The organism is Lentzea sp. NPDC054927 (genome assembly GCF_053610285.1).
Genome location: NZ_JBSGXZ010000066.1, coordinates 1 through 16220 on the forward strand (window position 1 = coordinate 1; position 16220 = coordinate 16220).

A 16220-nucleotide genomic window follows, 5' to 3' on the forward strand; every position below is an offset into this window, starting at 1 on the left:
GGGATGTCAAGTCCGACGAAAAGCGTGTCGGACTTGACATCCCTCCCCTGCCGCAGCAAGTGCTGAGGAGCGCTAGACGGGGGAGCCCACCACCCACTACCTGTGCTCGGCTTCGCCTTCGCTTGGGCGCGGACTAACCGCGTCTTAAGCGGACCGCGCGAGTGTTCCGAGCATGATTAGAGCACTTGTGTTGGCCCTGTTGGCGGTGGTGGTTGCGGCACCGGCCGCCCACGCCGCCAGCCCTGTCACCCTCACCGACGGCTTCTACGTCGACCCCGACTCCAACCCCGCCGTATGGGTGCGAGACCACCCCACTGACGGCCGTCAGGCCGCCATCAAGGCGAACATTTCCAGCAAGCCGATCGCGCGGTGGTTTGGGGCGTGGAGCGGCGACATCAAGCCCGCCGTCTCGGCGTACGTCAACAAGACCGGAACCAAGTTGCCGGTTCTGGTCGCCTACAACATTCCTGGGCGCGACGCGTGTGGCGGGCACTCCGGGGGTGGTGCGGGCACGCCGGAGGCCTACCGGAACTGGATTCGCGCGTTCGCCGAGGGCATCGGTTCCCGGCCCGCTGTTGTGGTGATCGAGCCGGACTCCTTGGCGGACTTCAACTGCATGGACAGCGGCAAGATTGCCGAGCGGACGGCGATGATCAAGTACGCCACCGAGGTGCTCAAGGCCAAGGCGCCTAACACGTGGGCGTACCTGGATGCCGGTAATGCGCAGTGGGTGGCTGCGGATGCGATGGCGGCGCGGCTTGATGCGGCTGGTGTGCGGAATGTTCGTGGGTTCTCGATCAACGTGTCGAATTACCACACGACGGCTGCTTCTACGGCGTATGGCGATGCGGTCAGTGGGGCGTTGCCTGGGTATGTGAAGCCGTATGTGGTTGATACGAGTCGTAATGGCAACGGGCACAACGGGGAGTGGTGCAACCCCGGTGGGCGGAAGCTTGGTGCGGCGGCTCGGGTTGGGGGTGGGGCCGAGATGTTGTTGTGGGTCAAGGTGCCTGGGGATTCGGATGGGCGTTGTGGGAAGGCGCCTGGGGTGGATGCTGGGAAGTTCGATCCGCAGTTGGCGTTTGATCTGGTGTACGGCTACTGATGAGCTGTTAGGGCGCGGACCTGCGCTAGCTGGCTGGTGTATTCGGTCAGCTTGCGCTGGGTCTGTTTTTCGTCCAGGGCTACGGAGTCCAGGAGGTCGAAGAGTTTTTCGGCGCGGTCTACTGCTGGCTGGTCCTGGGTGAAGACCTTGGCGTGGCCGGATTCCGCGTAGACGACCGTGGGTGACTTGTCGAACTCGAACAGGGTGCATTTGGACTGGAAGGCGGCTGTGGTCGCTTCCAGGGGGATGATGCGCACGATGTTGGCGTGGGCCAGGAGTTTGTGGTGCTGGTCGTGCATCACCTGTTCGCTGCCGAGGCGCATGCGCAGGGCGATTTCGTGCAGGTAGAAGGTGCATTCGGGGCTGGTGGGGCGGCGCATCACTGCCTGGCGGTCGTAGTCGGGTGTGCCGGCCTCGTGGGTGGCGGCTTGGAGTGCGCGGGTGTAGGCCGGGGTCTGCAGGAGGCTGTGGACGGTGAGGACGTCGTAGGCCGTGATCTTGGTGGCGGACGCTTCGGACATGGCGAGGGTGCGGAGGGTGCTGGGTTCCTGCACGAAGTACGGGTCGAAGGCGTTGCGGTAGCGGCGGAAGAAGTCCTCGATGAAGTCGATGTCCTTGCCGCAGGCGGTGAGGTATTGCGCCAGGTCGAACTCGCTGGCGCGGATCTTGCCGTGTTCTACGTTGGAGACCTTGCTGGGGTCCCAGCCGAGTTGGACGGCCAGGCCACGGCCTCGCAGGCCGGTGTAGCGCTGTCGCAGCTGGCGGAGTTCGTCGCCCAGGTCGCGGCTGTACGCGGTGGAGTTCATGGTCGTCACGCGTTCGACGCTATGGCTTGGAATCGGTCCATGATACGGGCTCGATCGGGTGAAAGTCGGACGGAGAGGCGAGGAAGCGTTCCAGTACCGCGTTGAAGTCGGGGGCTTCCGGTACCAGGTGGTCGCGGCCTTTGCACACTGCGCGGGAGGCGGCCGTTTCGCGGGCGATGGTGTCGCAGATGATCTCCTGTGCCTCGCTGTGACCGCCGGACATGACGAGGATCGGGAACGCGGCGTCGCGCAGTGCGGGTAGTGGTGGGGTGGCTTCGTCTGGGGATCGGGCGCCCAGTAGTTGTTGCATGCCCTTGAGCAGGGTGGGGTGGGGCTCGTCTGGGACTTCGACTGGGACGCCTGCGATGGCGAAGAAGCGGCGCAGAGCTTCGGGTGGGGTCAGGTCGGAGTCGATCAGGGAGCGGATGGCGGTGGCGTACTCGTCCACGGCCGGGATGCCGCGTGCCACGGCGGTGGAGGGTGGTTCGGCGATGGTCAGTGAGAGGACGTTGTCCGGGCGCAGAGCTGCCGCGTACATGGAGACGATGGCGCCGTAGGAGTGGCCGACGAGGTGGCTGGGCTGGTTGAGAAGCTGGTCGGCGATCAGGGCGGCTTCTGGTTCGAAGTCCTGGCGTGCGGGCGGTGATTGGCCGTGGCCTGGGCGGTCTGGGGCCAGGAGGGTCCAGCGGGTGGTGAGGGGGCGTTGGGCTCGCCAGGTTTCGCGGCCGCCCAGTACGCCGCCGTGTACCAGCACCACGCGTGGACCCTGGCCCCATTGGTGAACGTGCAGTCGCATGATCGGAGCGTATGGGTCAGTCGGGGAGAAGGGGGACTGAGATTCCGGGGTCGCGGCCCAGCAGGGCCGCGCGGGTCACCGAGGAGCCGCCGAAACGGTCTCGGACGTGGTCCAGTGCGGCGTCCAGGGCGCCGGGTCTGGTTTCCTCGAACGGCAGGGTCATCTGCATCGGTGTGTCGTTCTGGAGGTTGGTCAGGGACACGCCCAGCAACGTGATGCCGCGGGCCTCGATCAGGGGCATTGCGGCGTCGAGGACCTGTTTTGCCGCTGTCAGCAGCACTTCTGTGTCGGTGGTCGGGTGGCGCAGCGTGTGGGAGCGGGTCGCTCGGGTGAAGTCGGCGAAACGCAGGCGCAGGATGATGGTGCGGCACGCGCGGTGGGCGGTGCGGAGGCGTCGGGAGATGCCGTCGATCAGCGAGGCGAGGATGGCTTCCAGGTCTTCGTGTGTGCGTTCCTTGCGGCCAAGAGCTCGTTGTGAACCGATCGAGCGGCGGCGGCGTCCGGTTTGGACTGGGCGTGGATCGTGGTTGTGCGCCAACGCGTGCAGGTGCCTGCCTGCTGCTCGGCCGAGGATGGAGACCAGGTCGTTCTCGTCGAGGCGTGCTACCTGGCCGACGGTGCGGATGCCGAGGGTGTGGAGCTTGGCCGCGGTGACCTCGCCTACGCCCCACAGGCGTTCGACCGGTAGCGGGTGCAGGAACTCGAGTTCGTGGTCCGCCGGCACGACCAGCAGGCCGTCCGGTTTCGCGACGCCGCTGGCTACTTTGGCCAGGAACTTCGTCCGCGCCACGCCAACGGTGATCGGCAGGCCAACGTCCGCGAGCACGGCTGCCCGCAACCGTGCGGCGATCAGTTCCGGTGGGCCGGCGATCTTGCGCAGGCCGCCGACGTCGAGGAACGCCTCGTCGATCGAGATGCCTTCGACCAGCGGGGTCGTGTCGCGGAACACCTCGAACACGGCTTTGCTGGCGGCGGAGTAGGCGGACATGCGCGGCGGCACGACGATCGCGTGTGGACAGAGCTTCAGCGCGCGTCCGCCGCCCATCGCGGTGCGCACCCCGAACGCTTTGGCCTCGTAGCTCGCGGCCAGCACCACGCCGCCGCCCACGATCACCGGGCGGCCGCGCAGGCTCGGATCGTCCCGTTGCTCGACGGAGGCGTAGAACGCGTCCAGGTCGGCGTGCAGGATCGGGGTGCTCACGAACACATGTTCGCATCCGTCACCCGTTCAGAACAGTGCTGTCACATGATCGCGCGGGCGATCGGCCAGGCGCCGGGGGCGGTGTTGGAAAGGACGGTGCGGGTGGTGCTGGTGTGACGGTCGTGAGTGGACTTGAACGACACACCGGCGTCGCCGCCGATGAGGATCACCTCGTCGGTGGTCTCGTGCCGCCAGAAACCGAGGGCGTAGCGCATGGACTCCGAGGGCACGTCGACGCGGGCCCGCACGATCTCGTCCACGTCGCTCACGATGGCGCCGGCGAAGAGCGCGCGCCAGAACGTGGACATGTCGGCGGCCGTGGTGTGGATGCCGCCGTCCCCGGTCGCGAGCACCGGCAGGTGGAAGATGTTGGACCGGTCCATGCCGTCCAGGTAGCCGACGGCGGCGTCGGCGGGGAGTTCGTCGGCGCGCAGGAAGTCGGTCCGGGTCATGCCGGCCGGGCGGAGCACGCGTTCGCGAGCGAGCTCGTGGTAGCCGGTGCCGCTGGCCCGTTCCGCCAGGAGTGCGAGCACCACGAAACCGCCGTTGCAGTAGCCGAACCGTTCGCCGGCCTTGAACTTCGTGGGAATCCCGTCCAGTAGCGGAAGGAACGCCTCGGTGGTCGTCAGCTCGTGCACGGCGCCGACCAGGTAGTCGTTGGACTGCAAGTCGCTTTCCTCGTCGAGGTAGTCGCCGATGCCGGACGTGTGCGTGAGCAGGTGCTCGACCGTCACGTCGTCGGCGATAAGCGGCAGGTCGTCGCCGAGCAGCGATCGGGCGGTCGTGCTGAGCTCCAGCGCGCCATCGCGCACCAGGGAGTGCACGACCAGGGCCGTGAAACCCTTGCTGCCGCTGGCGATGCCGAACCTCGTGTCCAGCGTGTTCTGCACCTGATAGGTGCGGTTGGCGAGCCCGTAGGCCTTCGCGAACTCGACCACTCCGGCGCGGTCGATCGAGACCACACCGGAGAAACCGGTCTCTGCGGCGATCCTGTCCACGTCCTCGATCGGCATTCCCGCAGGCTAGACCTGGGTCGCGGTCATCCCTGAACGAATTTCCCGTTCATCGGACCGCCCAGGGGAGCTGCCCGGCAGAAATGCTTTGGCAACCAAACCGGCGGGCATCCCGTTTCCGGAGTGTCGGGCTTGGTCACGCACGTGAAAGGACCCCGGTTGTCGCTCGCGACGATCCAGCTGCCTCGCACCATCGGGGTGCGCTCCGGCGAACAGCCACCGGTAGCGCACCGCCGGTGGTTTTTCGCGCTGGTCGCCGCGCTGCTGCTGGCCCAGATGGCGATCGCGATGATCACGACGGCGGTGGAGCAGTCACCGACGATCGACGAGCCCGTCTACGTCGGCACCGCGGCCGTCTACCTCGACCAGCAGAGCCTGCGGTACAACCCCGAACATCCGCCGCTGGGCAAGCTGATCATGGCCACCGGTCTGGTCTTCGCCGGGCCGCACCTCGATCCCGCGTTCCAGGGCGACCAGACCGAACTGGGCCGGCACGTGCTGTACGAGTCGGGCAACGATCCGCAGCACCTGTTGCTGCTGGCCAGGTTGCCGATGATCGTGCTGACGCTGCTGTTCGGGATCGTGGTGTTCCTGTTCGCCCGCGACCTGACCAGCAACGCCGGCGGACTCGTCGCGCTCGGCCTGTACACGTTCTCGCCGGACCTCATCGCGCACGGATCGCTCGCCACGCTGGACGTTCCGGCGGCCGGGTTCCTGCTGACGTCGGCCTGGCTGCTGTGGCGCGCCCGCCGCAACCCGAGCTACGTGTGGCTCGCCGGACTCGCTCTCGGCGCGGCACTAGCCACCAAGATGAACGCGCTGGCAGCGGTCCCGGTGTTGCTGTTCCTGGTCTTCCGCACGCACCGGATGCGCGGCGTTGCCACCATGTCGTTGATCGCGGTCGCCGTGGTGTGGGCGTCGTACGTCGCCGTGGATCCGCTCGCGCCGTTCCCGGGGCCGTACCTCGACGGGATGCGCGTCCAGTTCGGGTTCGAAAACCGGGTCTGGGGAGGGTACCTGTTCGGCGAGCACTACGAAGGCTCGCACTGGTACTACCTGCCCGCCGCGCTGCTGGTGAAGACACCGCTGGGTGCGCTCGTGCTCTGGTTCGCCGGAATCATCGCCATAGCGAAACTGCGTACGGCAGCGCCGTACGTTCTTGCTCCCACAGCGGTGTTGCTGGCGGCGGCCATGACCGGCAGCCGTGACCTGGGCGTGCGGTACGCGATCTTCGTGCCGATGTTCCTGGCGGTCGCGGCCGCCGCGGTGGTCGCGACCCGCAGACGCTGGGCGATCGCCGCGGTCGTCGTGGCGGCGGTCAGTTCGCTGGCCGCGTTCCCGTACTACCTGCCCTACTCGAACGAGGCGTTCGGCGGCCCGGCGAAGACCCACCAGCACCTGCACGACTCGAACGTCGACTGGGGACAGGACCTGGGTCGGCTGGCCGAACGGTTGAAGCGCTATCCGAGTGAACGGACCTGGCTCATCTACAAAGGAGCCGGAGTGCCGGAGTACTACGGCATTCGTGCCGAGGACCCGCGCACCGTGCCACCGGAGCAGGTGCACGGACTGCTGGTGATCTCGGATTCCGCCATCGCGAAGGCGGACACCCGGCTCAAGGCGCTGATCGCCACCAGCACGCCGATCGACGAGGTCGGCCACTCGATCACGATCTTCCGCAGGGCGTAGACGAGAAAGTTCCGTACCCCTACGGATGCCGACCCTGATTGTTCCTCACCGGCGGTGCTCCGAGAGTGATCGCAAGCCCACCACCCCTGCCCTGAGGTGGGCGTTCGGAGCTCCGGAGAGGAACCAACGTGAGAACACCACGGTCCTGGGGTCTGCTGGCCCTGGCCGCGGCCACGGTGCTGGCACCACTCGGCATCGCGCACGCCGCGCCGCAGAACGCCCCTGCAGCGAACTACCTGGGGGACACCGTCCCCGCCAATCTCGGTGATGCCTCGCCGATGTTCGTCGGCGGGCAGAACGCCACCGTCAGCGAGTTCCCCGGCATCATCGCGGGCATCCGCGCCGGTGGCACCCGGCCGCAGGGACAGACCTGCACCGGCACCGTCGTGGCGCCCCGCAAGATCCTCATCGCGGCGCACTGCGCGGATGCCCAGGGGGAGAAGAAGTTCGTCTACGGGCTCGACGACCTCAAGGACTACAACAACGGCAACGGCACCGGGTTCGCGGTGAACGTCGTCAGCTACAAGAAGCACCCGAAGTACGTCAACTTCGACCAGGGCTACGACGTCGCCGTCGTGACGGTGGACCGCGACATCGCGTTGAAGGGCGGTGCCGCGTATCCGAAGTTCGCCACCTCGGCCGACTCCGGTGGTGCCGCGCCGGGCAAGACCGGACTGGGTTTCGGTTACGGCAAGAAGGACTTCAACGACAACTCGCAGGACGTCACCCTCGACAAGGCGAGCCTGCCGGTCGTCAACGGTGACAGCGTCTGCCAGGGCGTCGGCGCGGGCTTCAAGTCGGCGTACATGATCTGCGCCGGGTACTCCGACGGCCGGATCTCGATCCTGCCCGGCGACAGCGGCGGCCCGCTGATCTTCGACGGCAAGATCTACGGCGTCGCGTCGTGGAGCCGGTCGGACTTCAAGTGGTACTCGATCTACGGCCGCCTGGACAACGAGATGGGCGACTGGGTCAGGACCGAGGTCGGCGAGCAGCCCCCGGTCGGTGACTTCGGGCTGACCGTCGCGCCGGGCAGCGGTTCGGTCGCGGCCGGCAAGACGCTGTCCGCCGGCATCACGACGACCGCTGGTTCCGGTGGTGCGGAGAACGCCACGCTGTCGGCGTCCGGCCTGCCCAGCGGGGTGAAGGCGGTCTTCCAGCCGACGTCGGTGACCACCGGCAACTCGGCCAAGGTCACGTTCGACGCCGCCACCTCGGCACCGAACGGCACCTACGAGGTCAGCATCACCGGCACCACGTCGAGCGGCAAGACGGCGTCCGGCAAGTTCTCGCTGACCGTCACCGGTGGCGGCGACCCGCAGCCGGGCGACTTCACGTTGGCGGCGTCGCCGAGCAGTGTGAAGGCGGCCAAGGGCAAGTACGTCTCCACCACCATCTCCAGCACCGGTGGCGGTCAGACGATCAACCTGTCGGCGTCGAGTGTGCCCAGCGGCGTCAAGGCGACCTTCCAGCCGGCGTCGATCGGCGCGGGCAGTTCGTCGAAGCTGACGCTGGACGTGTCGGCGACTGCTGTCGCCGGTACCTCCAGCATCACGGTCACAGGCACCGATGCGGGCGGAAAGACCGCCACCACAACGGTGTCGCTCACGGTCGAAGGTACCGACCCGCCGACCGGCGACGTCACGGTGACCGCGACGCCGTCGTCGGCCAGCGTCAAGCAGGGCCTGCTGGGTCAGACCGTGGTGAAGGCCAGTGGTGGCACCGGAAACCTGACGCTGACCGCGTCCGGTGTGCCCACCGGTGCCCAGATGTCGTTCAACCCGGCCACGATCGGCCAGAACGGCAGCAGCAACGTCTGGATCTTCACGAACTTCTCCACCCCGCCCGGCACCTACCCGATCACCATCAAGGCCACCTCGGCCGACGGGAAGACCGGCACGACGACGTTCACGCTGACCGTCACCCGCTAGACCCCGTTGGGGGAACAGGGAAGAGCCCCGGAGCCACATCGGCTCCGGGGCTCGTTTCCGTTGCGCGACAATCAGACCGTGAGGGTCCAAGTGTCGATGTTGCCGGTGTCGTAGGTGTAGACGTCCGTCACCTGGAGCTTCCACGTGCCATTGCGCGCCTCGGAGGACAGATCAACGGTGTAGGTCTCGTGGACTCCGGCGGACGACGAAGCCCCGCTGGCCTTCTTGAGGACGTAGGACTTGCCGGACGGGCTGACCAGGTCGATGGCCAGGTCACCGGTGTAGGTGTGGTTGACGTCGACCTTGACGGTTGCCGAGGCCGTGGAGTTGCCGGTGCAGCCCGAGATCGTCACCGGCGACGAGACAGCGGTGTTGGTGTCCGGAATGGACACGTCGTCGCCGTTGGTGCCGGGGCCGCATTCGGGGCTGGGTCCGCCGCCGATGAAACCGCTGTAGAGCAGCTTGTTCGGGGAACCGGTACCGGGGTTGGTGACCTTGCCGTCGGTGGCGTTGTTCACCAGGGCGTCGCGCAGGGCCTGTGGGCTCGCGGACGGGTTGGCGGACAGGTAGAGCGCCGCGACACCCGCGACGTGCGGGGTGGCCATCGACGTGCCGGACATGTTCGCCGAACCGCCGTTGAGCCCCAGCGAGGTGATGTTGTCACCGGGGGCGAAGATGTCCGTGCAGGTGCCGTAGTTCGAGAACGAGGCACGCGCGTCGTTGGACGAGGTCGCGTTCACCGTGATCAGTGCCGCGATCTTGGCGGGGCCGGTGCTGCACGCGTTGGTGGAGCTGTTGCCGGACGCCACCGCCATCTGCACGCCCGAGTTCACCATGCCGGCGATCGCGTCGTTGCCGATGTCCGCGGTGTCGAAGGTCCACGAAGCGTTGACCACGGCGGGCTTCTGCGCGTTGGCCGTGATCCACTCGATGGCCTTGACGCCGGCCGAGTCGGGGCCGTTGCCCGTGCAGCTGGTGCCGAGCATGCGGACCGAGACCAGCTTGGCCTTCTTCGCCACGCCGTAGGTCTTCGAGCCGACCGTGCCCGCCACGTGCGTGCCGTGACCGGAGCAGTCCTGGCCGTTCTGGCCGTCCTCGATGAAGTCGGCGCCGACGGACGCCCGGCCCTCGAACTCGGCGTTCGACGTCTTCACACCGGTGTCGGTGATGTAGACCGTCACGTTCGACGCGCCGCTGCTGGGATAGGTGAACTTCTTGTCCAGCGGCAGTGCTGCCTGGTCCACGCGGTCCAGGCCCCACGTCGGGTTGGTCTGCACGTCCAGCGCCTTCGCGGTGCCGTCCTGGTAGACGGCCTTGACGGCGGGGTCGGCCGCCAGCTTCCGCGCGCCGGCCTCGGTCAGGTTCCTGACCTGGAAGCCGCGCATGGCGTGGGAGAACACGGCGTCCAGGTTGCCGCCGTACTTCTGGGTGAGTGCGCTCGACGTCGACTGGATGGCGGCGCCGGGCTTGAGGGACACGATGAAACTGCCGCCGGCCGCGGGGTTCTTGGCTCGCACGAAGTCGGCTTCAGCGGCCTGCGCCGGGGTGGCCAGCACAGCGGCGGCGGTCACGATGATGGCGAGCCCGCAAGTGGTGCGGTGCATGGGAAATCCTTCCGGGCTTCGTCAGAACGTGAGGGTCCAGGCGTCGATGTTGCCGCTGTCGTAGGCCCACACGTCGGTCACCTGCAGCTTCCACGTGCCGTTGCGGTTCTCCGCGGACGCGTCGACGGTGAACGTCTCGTGCACGCCGTTCGAAGAGCTGCCGCGTGCCTTCTTGAGGCTGTAGGTCGCACCGGACGGCCCGACCAGGTCGATGGCCAGGTCAGCGGTATAGGGGTGGTTGATGTCGACCTTGACCTTGGTGGTGGTCGAGGCCTTGCCGGTGCAGCCGGTCACGGTCACCGATGAGGTCACGGCGGTGTTGTTGTCCGGAATGGACACGTCGTCACCGTTGGTAGCCGCGGCACACGGCTCGGGGTCCGGGCCACCGCCGCCGATGAAGCTGATGTTCAGCAGCTTGTTCGGCGAGCCCTGGAGATCGGTGATCTTGCCGGTCGTGGCGTTGTTCACCAGCGCGTCGCGAACCTGGGCAGGGGTGGCGGACGGGTTCGCGGACACGTACAGCGCGGCGGCGCCGACGACGTGCGGGGTGGCCATCGAGGTGCCGCCCATCGACGTGGTGCCGCCGCCGTTCTTGGTGGAGGTGATGTTCGAGCCGGGGCCGAAGATGTCGACGCACGAACCCCAGTTCGACGCCTGCCCGCCGGTGTAGATCGAGCGCTTGTCGGCCGAGTCGCTGGCGGCCACCGTGATGGCCTCCGGCACGCGGGCGGGGGAGGTCTGGCAGGCGTCGCCGTTGTTGTTGCCCGCAGCCAGACCGAACGTGACGCCTGCCGCGATCGCGCGCTTCACCGCGTTGTCCACAGTGGAGTCCGCGCCTCCGCCGAGGCTCATGTTCGCCACGGCCGGCTTCGTCGCGTTCTGGGCCACCCAGTCGATGCCCTTGATGATCTGCGAGTACTGGCCGTTGCCGGAGCAGTCGAGCACGCGGACCGCGACCAGGTTCACCTTCTTCGCCACGCCGTAGGTCTTCGACCCGACCGTGCCCGCGACGTGCGTGCCGTGCCCCTGGCAGTCCGAGGCGTCCGGGTCGTTGTCGATGAAGTCGTAGCCGTCCTTGGCGCGGCCCTCGAACTCCGTGTGCGCCTTGTAGATCCCGGTGTCCAGGATGTACGCGGTCACGTTCGACGCGGTGTTCGGGTAGGTGTACTTCGCGTCGACGGGCAGGTTCGCCTGGTCGATCCGGTCGAGGCCCCAGGTCGGGTTGGTCTGGGTGTCGGACATCCGCGCCCAGCCGTCCTGCTGCACGTAGGCGACCGAGGGGTCGGCCGCGAGCCTGCGCGCCGCCGCCTCGTCGATCTTCACCGCGAAGCCGCGCACGGACGCCACGTAGGTGCTGCTGACCTTGCCGCCGTGCTTGCGGGCGAGGTCGAGAGCCTTGGTGTTGGTGGTGGGAACGTCGCTCGCGCCGTCCTTGAACACCACGATGTAGCTGCCCGCGACCGGCTGGTCCGTCTTCTGGATCGAACCGGGCTGAATCGAACCGGTCTGGGCGGAGACAGGGCTGCTCACCGCCGCCACGACAGCCAGGCCGATGCCTGTCGCCGCGAGCACGCGTGTTGTGCGATCAAGTCGCATCTCTGGTTCTCCGTTCTCGGGCCGCCTCGGCAGGGGTGGGCGACCACGTGCCGATCACCATCGAGCGACCTGGAACGACGAACAATCCGGATATCGCTACGTAGGGATACCCGTCTTTCACCTAACATCGGTGCGGATGAGCCGGACACCGAAGTCCAGGGCGCGGCGCTGCGACCCCAGCGGACTGATGCGCACGAGCTCGCCGGTGCTGGTGGGGCGAGGTGACCAGCTCGGCGCGCTGCGAGCCGCCGTGCCGAGCCAGCCGGCCGTCGTGATGATCGAGGGCGAGGCGGGCGTCGGGAAGTCACGCCTGGTGCGCGAACTCCTGGACGCGGATCTCGGCCCGATCGCCGTCCTCATGGGCCACTGCCAGCCGGTGGGGGAGCCCTTCCCGTACGGCGCGGTGCTCGAGGCCCTGCGCGACTGCACGGATCGCCTGGCGCGCAACCACTCGCGGCTGAGCCCGGTGTCGGGCGTGCTCGGTTCACTGTTGCCGGAACTCGCCGAGTACCTGCCCGCGCCACCTCCGCCGACCGGTGATCCGCGTGCCGATCGGCACCGGTTGTTCCGGGCGATGCGCGAGCTGATCGGCGTGCTCGGACCCGTGCTGCTGGTCGTCGAGGACCTGCACTGGGCCGACGACGGATCCCGTCAGCTGCTGCGGTTCCTGATGGGCGATCCGCCGGCCAATCTGTCCATCGTGGTCACGTACCGCCGCGAGGACGTGCCGGGTGGCGTGCCGCTGGGATCGGCGTACCGGCCGCCCACCGGGATCACCAGCGCGTTGCTCGAACTCGAACCGCTCGACGTTGCCGAGGTGCGGGCGCTGACCTCGGCCATCCTCGACGGCGAGACCGTGTCCGCGGAGTTCGCCGCCAAACTGCACGAACGCACGGCGGGCATCCCGTTCGTGGTCGAGGAAACCTTGCGTGCGTTGCGAAACCCCGCCGGCGCCGTGCACGCGGACACCGCCACGGCCCGCCGGTTGCTCGACAACGTGGACGTGCCGGTGCTGCTGCGCGACGCCATGGCCGAGCGCCTCGCCGCGCTGCCCGCCGCCGCCACCCGGCTCGTCCAGGCCGCAGCGGTGCTCGGCGCGCCCGCGTCGGCCGAGTTGCTCGGTGAGGTGGCCGAGGTCAGCGACAGTCGTACGGCGTTGACTCACGCGTTGAGCGGACACGTACTGCACGAGGTCGACGCACGGCGGTACGGCTTCCGGCACGCGCTGGCTCAGCAGGCTGTTTACGACACGTTGAGCGGCCCGGATCGCCAGGAGCTGCACCACCGCGCCGTCGAGGTGCTCGACCAGGTCGAACCGCGTCCGCTGGTCCAGCTCGCCGAACACAGCGAACGCGCCGGGCGCACCTCGGCGTGGCTGCGCTACGGCGAGGCCGCCGCCGACCGTGCCGTGGAGATCGGCGACGCGGGCACGGCCACTGCCCTGTTGCAACGGCTGCTGCTCGACCCGGCCGTGCCCGCCGCCGACGTCGACCGGCTCGCGATCAAGCTCGGCCAGATCGCCCACCAGGGCCTCGACCAGCTGGATCCGACCGAGACGCTGGAACGCCTGCTGTCCGACCGGCGGCTGTCCACGGCCGCGCGCGGGCAGGTGCGGCACTATCGCGGCGTGCTGCTGATCCGCCAGGCAGGCGGCATCGAGGAGGCCCGCGTCGAGTTGGAACGGGCCGTCGCCGACCTGGCCGAACGGCCGGACCTGGCCGCGCGGGGTGCCGCCGTGCTGGGACTGTCCTACCTCGGCATGACCCCGATGAGCGAGGTCCAGCCGTGGCTCGACCGGGTCGAGCGCGACCGTGCGGCGGCCGGTGACCGTGAGCTGCAGATGTCGTTGTACGCCAACCAGGTCGGCTCCCGGATGCACCTCGGCGACCCGGCAGTGTTGTCCACACTGGACTTCTCGCCCGCGTCCACACCGGGCGAACTGCGCCAGCTCGCCCGTGCCCACTGCAACCTCGCGGACGCGCTCACCACGACCGGCCATTTCGACCTGTGCGCCGACCTGCTGCGCAACGGCCTGCGGTTCGCCGCCGAGTGCGGCGCCCCGTTCGTCGCGAGCACGGCCCACGCGACGAGAGCCCGCCTCGACTGGCTGATCGGCAACTGGGACGGCCTGGCGGAGCGCGCCGCGGCCCTGCTCGACGAGTACCGCGACCTGTTCCCGCTGGCCAGCGAGCTCTGCCTGATCCTCGGCTCGCTCGCGACGGCCCGCGGCGAGTGGGCGGAGGCCACCAGCTACCTCACCGAGACCGGCGCGTTCGCGCCCGAGGAGTCGATCACGCCGGTCGCCATCGCGGGCTGCGCGGCTCTCGCTCGCACGATGCTGGCCCAGGACGAGATCACCCGTGCCTGCGTCGACGTCGACCGCGGCCTGGCGATCGTGCGCACGAAAGGCGTGTGGGTGTGGGCGACCGAACTGGGCCCGGTCGCCGTGGCCACCTTCCTCGCGGCCGGGCGCGAGACCGACGCCGAGACGCTCATCGAGGAGATCGCCGCGGGGATCGAGGGCCGCGACGCCCCGATGGCGTTCGCCGCCCTGGCCTGGTGCCGCGGCCTGCTCGCCGAGGCACGTGGTCAGCTCGACGCCGCCGTCTCGCTCTTCCGCGAGGCCGCGGACCGCTACACGGCGCTGCCCGCCCCCTACTGCACCGCGCTGGTAGCCGAACGCGAAGCCGCCTGCCTGCTGCCGTCCGACCAGGAGAAGGCGGCCGAGATCCTGTCGTCGCTGGTCGACACGTTCGACGGCCTGGGCGCCACCCGTGACGCGGCCCGGTGCCGGCACCAGCTGCGCAGCATCGGTGGCGGCAAACCGTCGCGGCGGGGCAGGCGCGGGTACGGCGACGAGCTGTCACCCCGCGAGCAGGAGGTCGCCCGGCTGCTGGTCGCCGGGCACACCAACCGGAAGATCGCGGACGTGTTGTTCCTGTCGCCGCGCACCGTCGAGCAGCACGCGGCGCGGGTGTTGCGAAAGCTCGGTGTGTCGTCGCGGGCCGAGCTACAAGCCGAGGACCTCGCCTAGGTCGAGACCGGTCAGCTCGCAGCTCTTCTCCCACAGCACCGCGGCGGTTTCGGGGTCGGTCATGTGCGCGTGCGGCTTTTCGAGATGAGGCTTGCCGCGCAGGCCGAACTGGCGCGGGCCCCACAGCTGCCCGCTTTCGATCGCCGGGTCCATCACGGCGTGCACCGCCGGCCGCGCGCCAGAGTCCTTGCCGTGCAACAGAAGTCCGGCGATCCGGGTGGACGCCGGCCGGGTGTGGACGCCCGGCCGTGAGGGCGTCAGGGAGTCCAGGGCGCCGCCGGGGTGGACGACGACGCTCATCGCGTTGCTGCGGGCGGCGCGCAGGCGGCGGTCGAGTTCGAAGCCGAAGCTCATCTGGGCCAGCTTGGAGCGTCCATAGGTCCGCTTCGGGTCGTAGTCGCGGGTGGACTGCAGGTCGTCGAGGTCGAGACGCTCGGAACGGGTCGCGAAACTGCCGACGGTGATGATCCGGGCGGTCGTGAGCAGCGGGGCGAGCCAGCAGGTGAGCGCGAAGTGCCCGAGGTGGTTGGTGGCGAACATCAATTCGTGGCCGTCGGCGCTCGTGCGCCGGACCGGTTCGTCCAGCGCGATGCCGGCGTTGAACACGACCGCGTCCAGGGGATCCTGACCGTCCACGGAGGACTTCAGCGACGACAGGTCTCCGAGGTCCAACGGCATGTGGCGGATGTCGGCGCCGGGAACGCGGGCGCGGATCGACGCCGCGGCCGCGTCCGCCTTGGCCTGGGAGCGACTGCCGAGCACGACAGTCGCTCCTGCTTCGGAGAGTTGTTCCGCGGTGAAGTAGCCGATGCCCGCGTTGCCGCCGGTCACGAGGACGTTCACAGTCCAGGCCATCCCTGCTTGAGGTGGGAGAACGCTTCGGCGAGGGCCGCGGTGCGGTCGGGCCTGGCCGAGGCGAGGTCGGGTGTCTCGAGGACGTAGCGGGCCAGCACGTGCAGGGAGTCGTCCGGTTCGGCGAGCCCGGTGGCCTCGGCGAGCAGCACGGCGAGAGTGTCCTGGCAGGCGACCCAGACCGTGCGGGCGTAGGCCCACAGCGCCGGAGTGCTCAGGACCAGGTCCATGCGGCGCCGGTACTCCTCGGGCAGGTCCTCCCGGAAGGGTGCTCGCCCGGCGAAGAACGCGTGCAGGGCGTCGAGCACCGAACTGCCTTCGGGGCGCTCGCGGACCGCGACCGTCAGAGATGCCTCGCGCTCGCCGCTGTCGTCGAGGATCAGTGCTTCCTTGCCTGCCGGGAAGTGCGCGAACAGGGTGGCGATCGCGGTGTCGGCGGCCTCGGCGATCTCTTTCACCGTCACGTTGTCGTAGCCGCGTTCGAGGAAGAGGGTCAGCGCCGCGTCGGCCAGCGCCTGGCGGGTCGCGGCCTTCTTGCGGTCACGTCGTCCGGCTGTCATGCCTCCACGATAGCCAGAACGGTTCCGAAACTG

12 protein-coding genes are annotated in these 16220 nt (G+C 68.6%); 4 read left to right on the plus strand and 8 right to left on the minus strand.

Translation table 11 applies throughout. The features are described 5' to 3' along the window. Positions 1-172 precede the first annotated feature (172 nt). The gene (locus ACWGE0_RS43425) at positions 173-1105 is read left to right on the plus strand and encodes a glycoside hydrolase family 6 protein (protein WP_452266691.1); all 933 of its coding nucleotides are present in this window, start codon (positions 173-175) and stop codon (positions 1103-1105) included. Here ACWGE0_RS43425 and ACWGE0_RS43430 read toward each other — a convergent pair. From ACWGE0_RS43430 to ACWGE0_RS43445, 4 genes are read right to left on the minus strand one after another with little or no spacing between them, the layout of a single operon-like run. Then, positions 1099-1911 carry a helix-turn-helix domain-containing protein gene (locus ACWGE0_RS43430; RefSeq protein ID WP_452266719.1) on the minus strand — a complete coding sequence of 271 codons (813 nt, stop codon included), beginning with the start codon at positions 1909-1911 and terminating at the stop codon, positions 1099-1101. The genes ACWGE0_RS43425 and ACWGE0_RS43430 overlap by 7 nt on opposite strands. A gap of 19 nt (positions 1912-1930) precedes the next feature. After that, positions 1931-2707, minus strand: a complete 777-nt coding sequence (locus tag ACWGE0_RS43435; RefSeq protein ID WP_452266692.1) for an alpha/beta fold hydrolase — start codon at positions 2705-2707, stop codon at positions 1931-1933. A 16-nt stretch (positions 2708-2723) separates the two neighbouring features. Beyond that, the gene (gene dinB, locus ACWGE0_RS43440) at positions 2724-3914 is read right to left on the minus strand and encodes a DNA polymerase IV (protein ID WP_452266693.1); all 1191 of its coding nucleotides are present in this window, start codon (positions 3912-3914) and stop codon (positions 2724-2726) included. Between the two features lie 35 nt (positions 3915-3949). Further along, complete coding sequence (locus tag ACWGE0_RS43445) at positions 3950-4921, minus strand: serine hydrolase domain-containing protein (protein ID WP_452266694.1); 972 nt, start codon at positions 4919-4921, stop codon at positions 3950-3952. 159 nt (positions 4922-5080) lie between these two features. On the opposite strand from ACWGE0_RS43445, the gene ACWGE0_RS43450 reads away from it, so the two are divergent. Further along, complete coding sequence (locus ACWGE0_RS43450) at positions 5081-6610, plus strand: phospholipid carrier-dependent glycosyltransferase (RefSeq protein ID WP_452266695.1); 1530 nt, start codon at positions 5081-5083, stop codon at positions 6608-6610. A 128-nt stretch (positions 6611-6738) separates the two neighbouring features. Next, complete coding sequence (locus ACWGE0_RS43455; protein WP_452266696.1) at positions 6739-8541, plus strand: trypsin-like serine protease; 1803 nt, start codon at positions 6739-6741, stop codon at positions 8539-8541. A gap of 71 nt (positions 8542-8612) precedes the next feature. Here ACWGE0_RS43455 and ACWGE0_RS43460 read toward each other — a convergent pair whose 3' ends face one another. Both ACWGE0_RS43460 and ACWGE0_RS43465 read right to left on the minus strand, forming a co-directional pair. Next, positions 8613-10145, minus strand: a complete 1533-nt coding sequence (locus ACWGE0_RS43460; RefSeq protein WP_452266697.1) for a S8 family serine peptidase — start codon at positions 10143-10145, stop codon at positions 8613-8615. 21 nt (positions 10146-10166) lie between these two features. Then, positions 10167-11741 (minus strand): S8 family peptidase, encoded by a 1575-nt coding sequence (locus ACWGE0_RS43465; protein ID WP_452266698.1) that lies wholly within the window; start codon positions 11739-11741, stop codon positions 10167-10169. 136 nt (positions 11742-11877) lie between these two features. On the opposite strand from ACWGE0_RS43465, the gene ACWGE0_RS43470 reads away from it, so the two are divergent. Next, the gene (locus ACWGE0_RS43470; RefSeq protein WP_452266699.1) at positions 11878-14775 is read left to right on the plus strand and encodes an ATP-binding protein; all 2898 of its coding nucleotides are present in this window, start codon (positions 11878-11880) and stop codon (positions 14773-14775) included. Here ACWGE0_RS43470 and ACWGE0_RS43475 read toward each other — a convergent pair. Next, positions 14752-15630 (minus strand): SDR family NAD(P)-dependent oxidoreductase, encoded by an 879-nt coding sequence (locus ACWGE0_RS43475; protein WP_452266700.1) that lies wholly within the window; start codon positions 15628-15630, stop codon positions 14752-14754. The two genes, ACWGE0_RS43470 and ACWGE0_RS43475, sit on opposite strands and share 24 nt — an antisense overlap. Continuing rightward, positions 15615-16187 (minus strand): TetR/AcrR family transcriptional regulator, encoded by a 573-nt coding sequence (locus ACWGE0_RS43480; protein ID WP_452266701.1) that lies wholly within the window; start codon positions 16185-16187, stop codon positions 15615-15617. Before ACWGE0_RS43480 ends, ACWGE0_RS43475 begins: the two co-directional genes overlap by 16 nt. Positions 16188-16220: the final 33 nt, after the last annotated feature.

Bases quoted from the DNA above. Each gene is read 5' to 3' on its own strand.
- ACWGE0_RS43425 (WP_452266691.1), top strand. From the start codon at position 173: ATGATTAGAGCACTTGTGTTGGCCCTGTTGGCGGTGGTGGTTGCGGCA.
- ACWGE0_RS43430 (WP_452266719.1), bottom strand. From the start codon at position 1,911: ATGAACTCCACCGCGTACAGCCGCGACCTGGGCGACGAACTCCGCCAG.
- ACWGE0_RS43435 (WP_452266692.1), bottom strand. From the start codon at position 2,707: ATGCGACTGCACGTTCACCAATGGGGCCAGGGTCCACGCGTGGTGCTG.
- ACWGE0_RS43445 (WP_452266694.1), bottom strand. From the start codon at position 4,921: ATGCCGATCGAGGACGTGGACAGGATCGCCGCAGAGACCGGTTTCTCC.
- ACWGE0_RS43460 (WP_452266697.1), bottom strand. From the start codon at position 10,145: ATGCACCGCACCACTTGCGGGCTCGCCATCATCGTGACCGCCGCCGCT.
- ACWGE0_RS43465 (WP_452266698.1), bottom strand. From the start codon at position 11,741: ATGCGACTTGATCGCACAACACGCGTGCTCGCGGCGACAGGCATCGGC.
- ACWGE0_RS43470 (WP_452266699.1), top strand. From the start codon at position 11,878: ATGAGCCGGACACCGAAGTCCAGGGCGCGGCGCTGCGACCCCAGCGGA.
- ACWGE0_RS43475 (WP_452266700.1), bottom strand. From the start codon at position 15,630: ATGGCCTGGACTGTGAACGTCCTCGTGACCGGCGGCAACGCGGGCATC.
- ACWGE0_RS43480 (WP_452266701.1), bottom strand. From the start codon at position 16,187: ATGACAGCCGGACGACGTGACCGCAAGAAGGCCGCGACCCGCCAGGCG.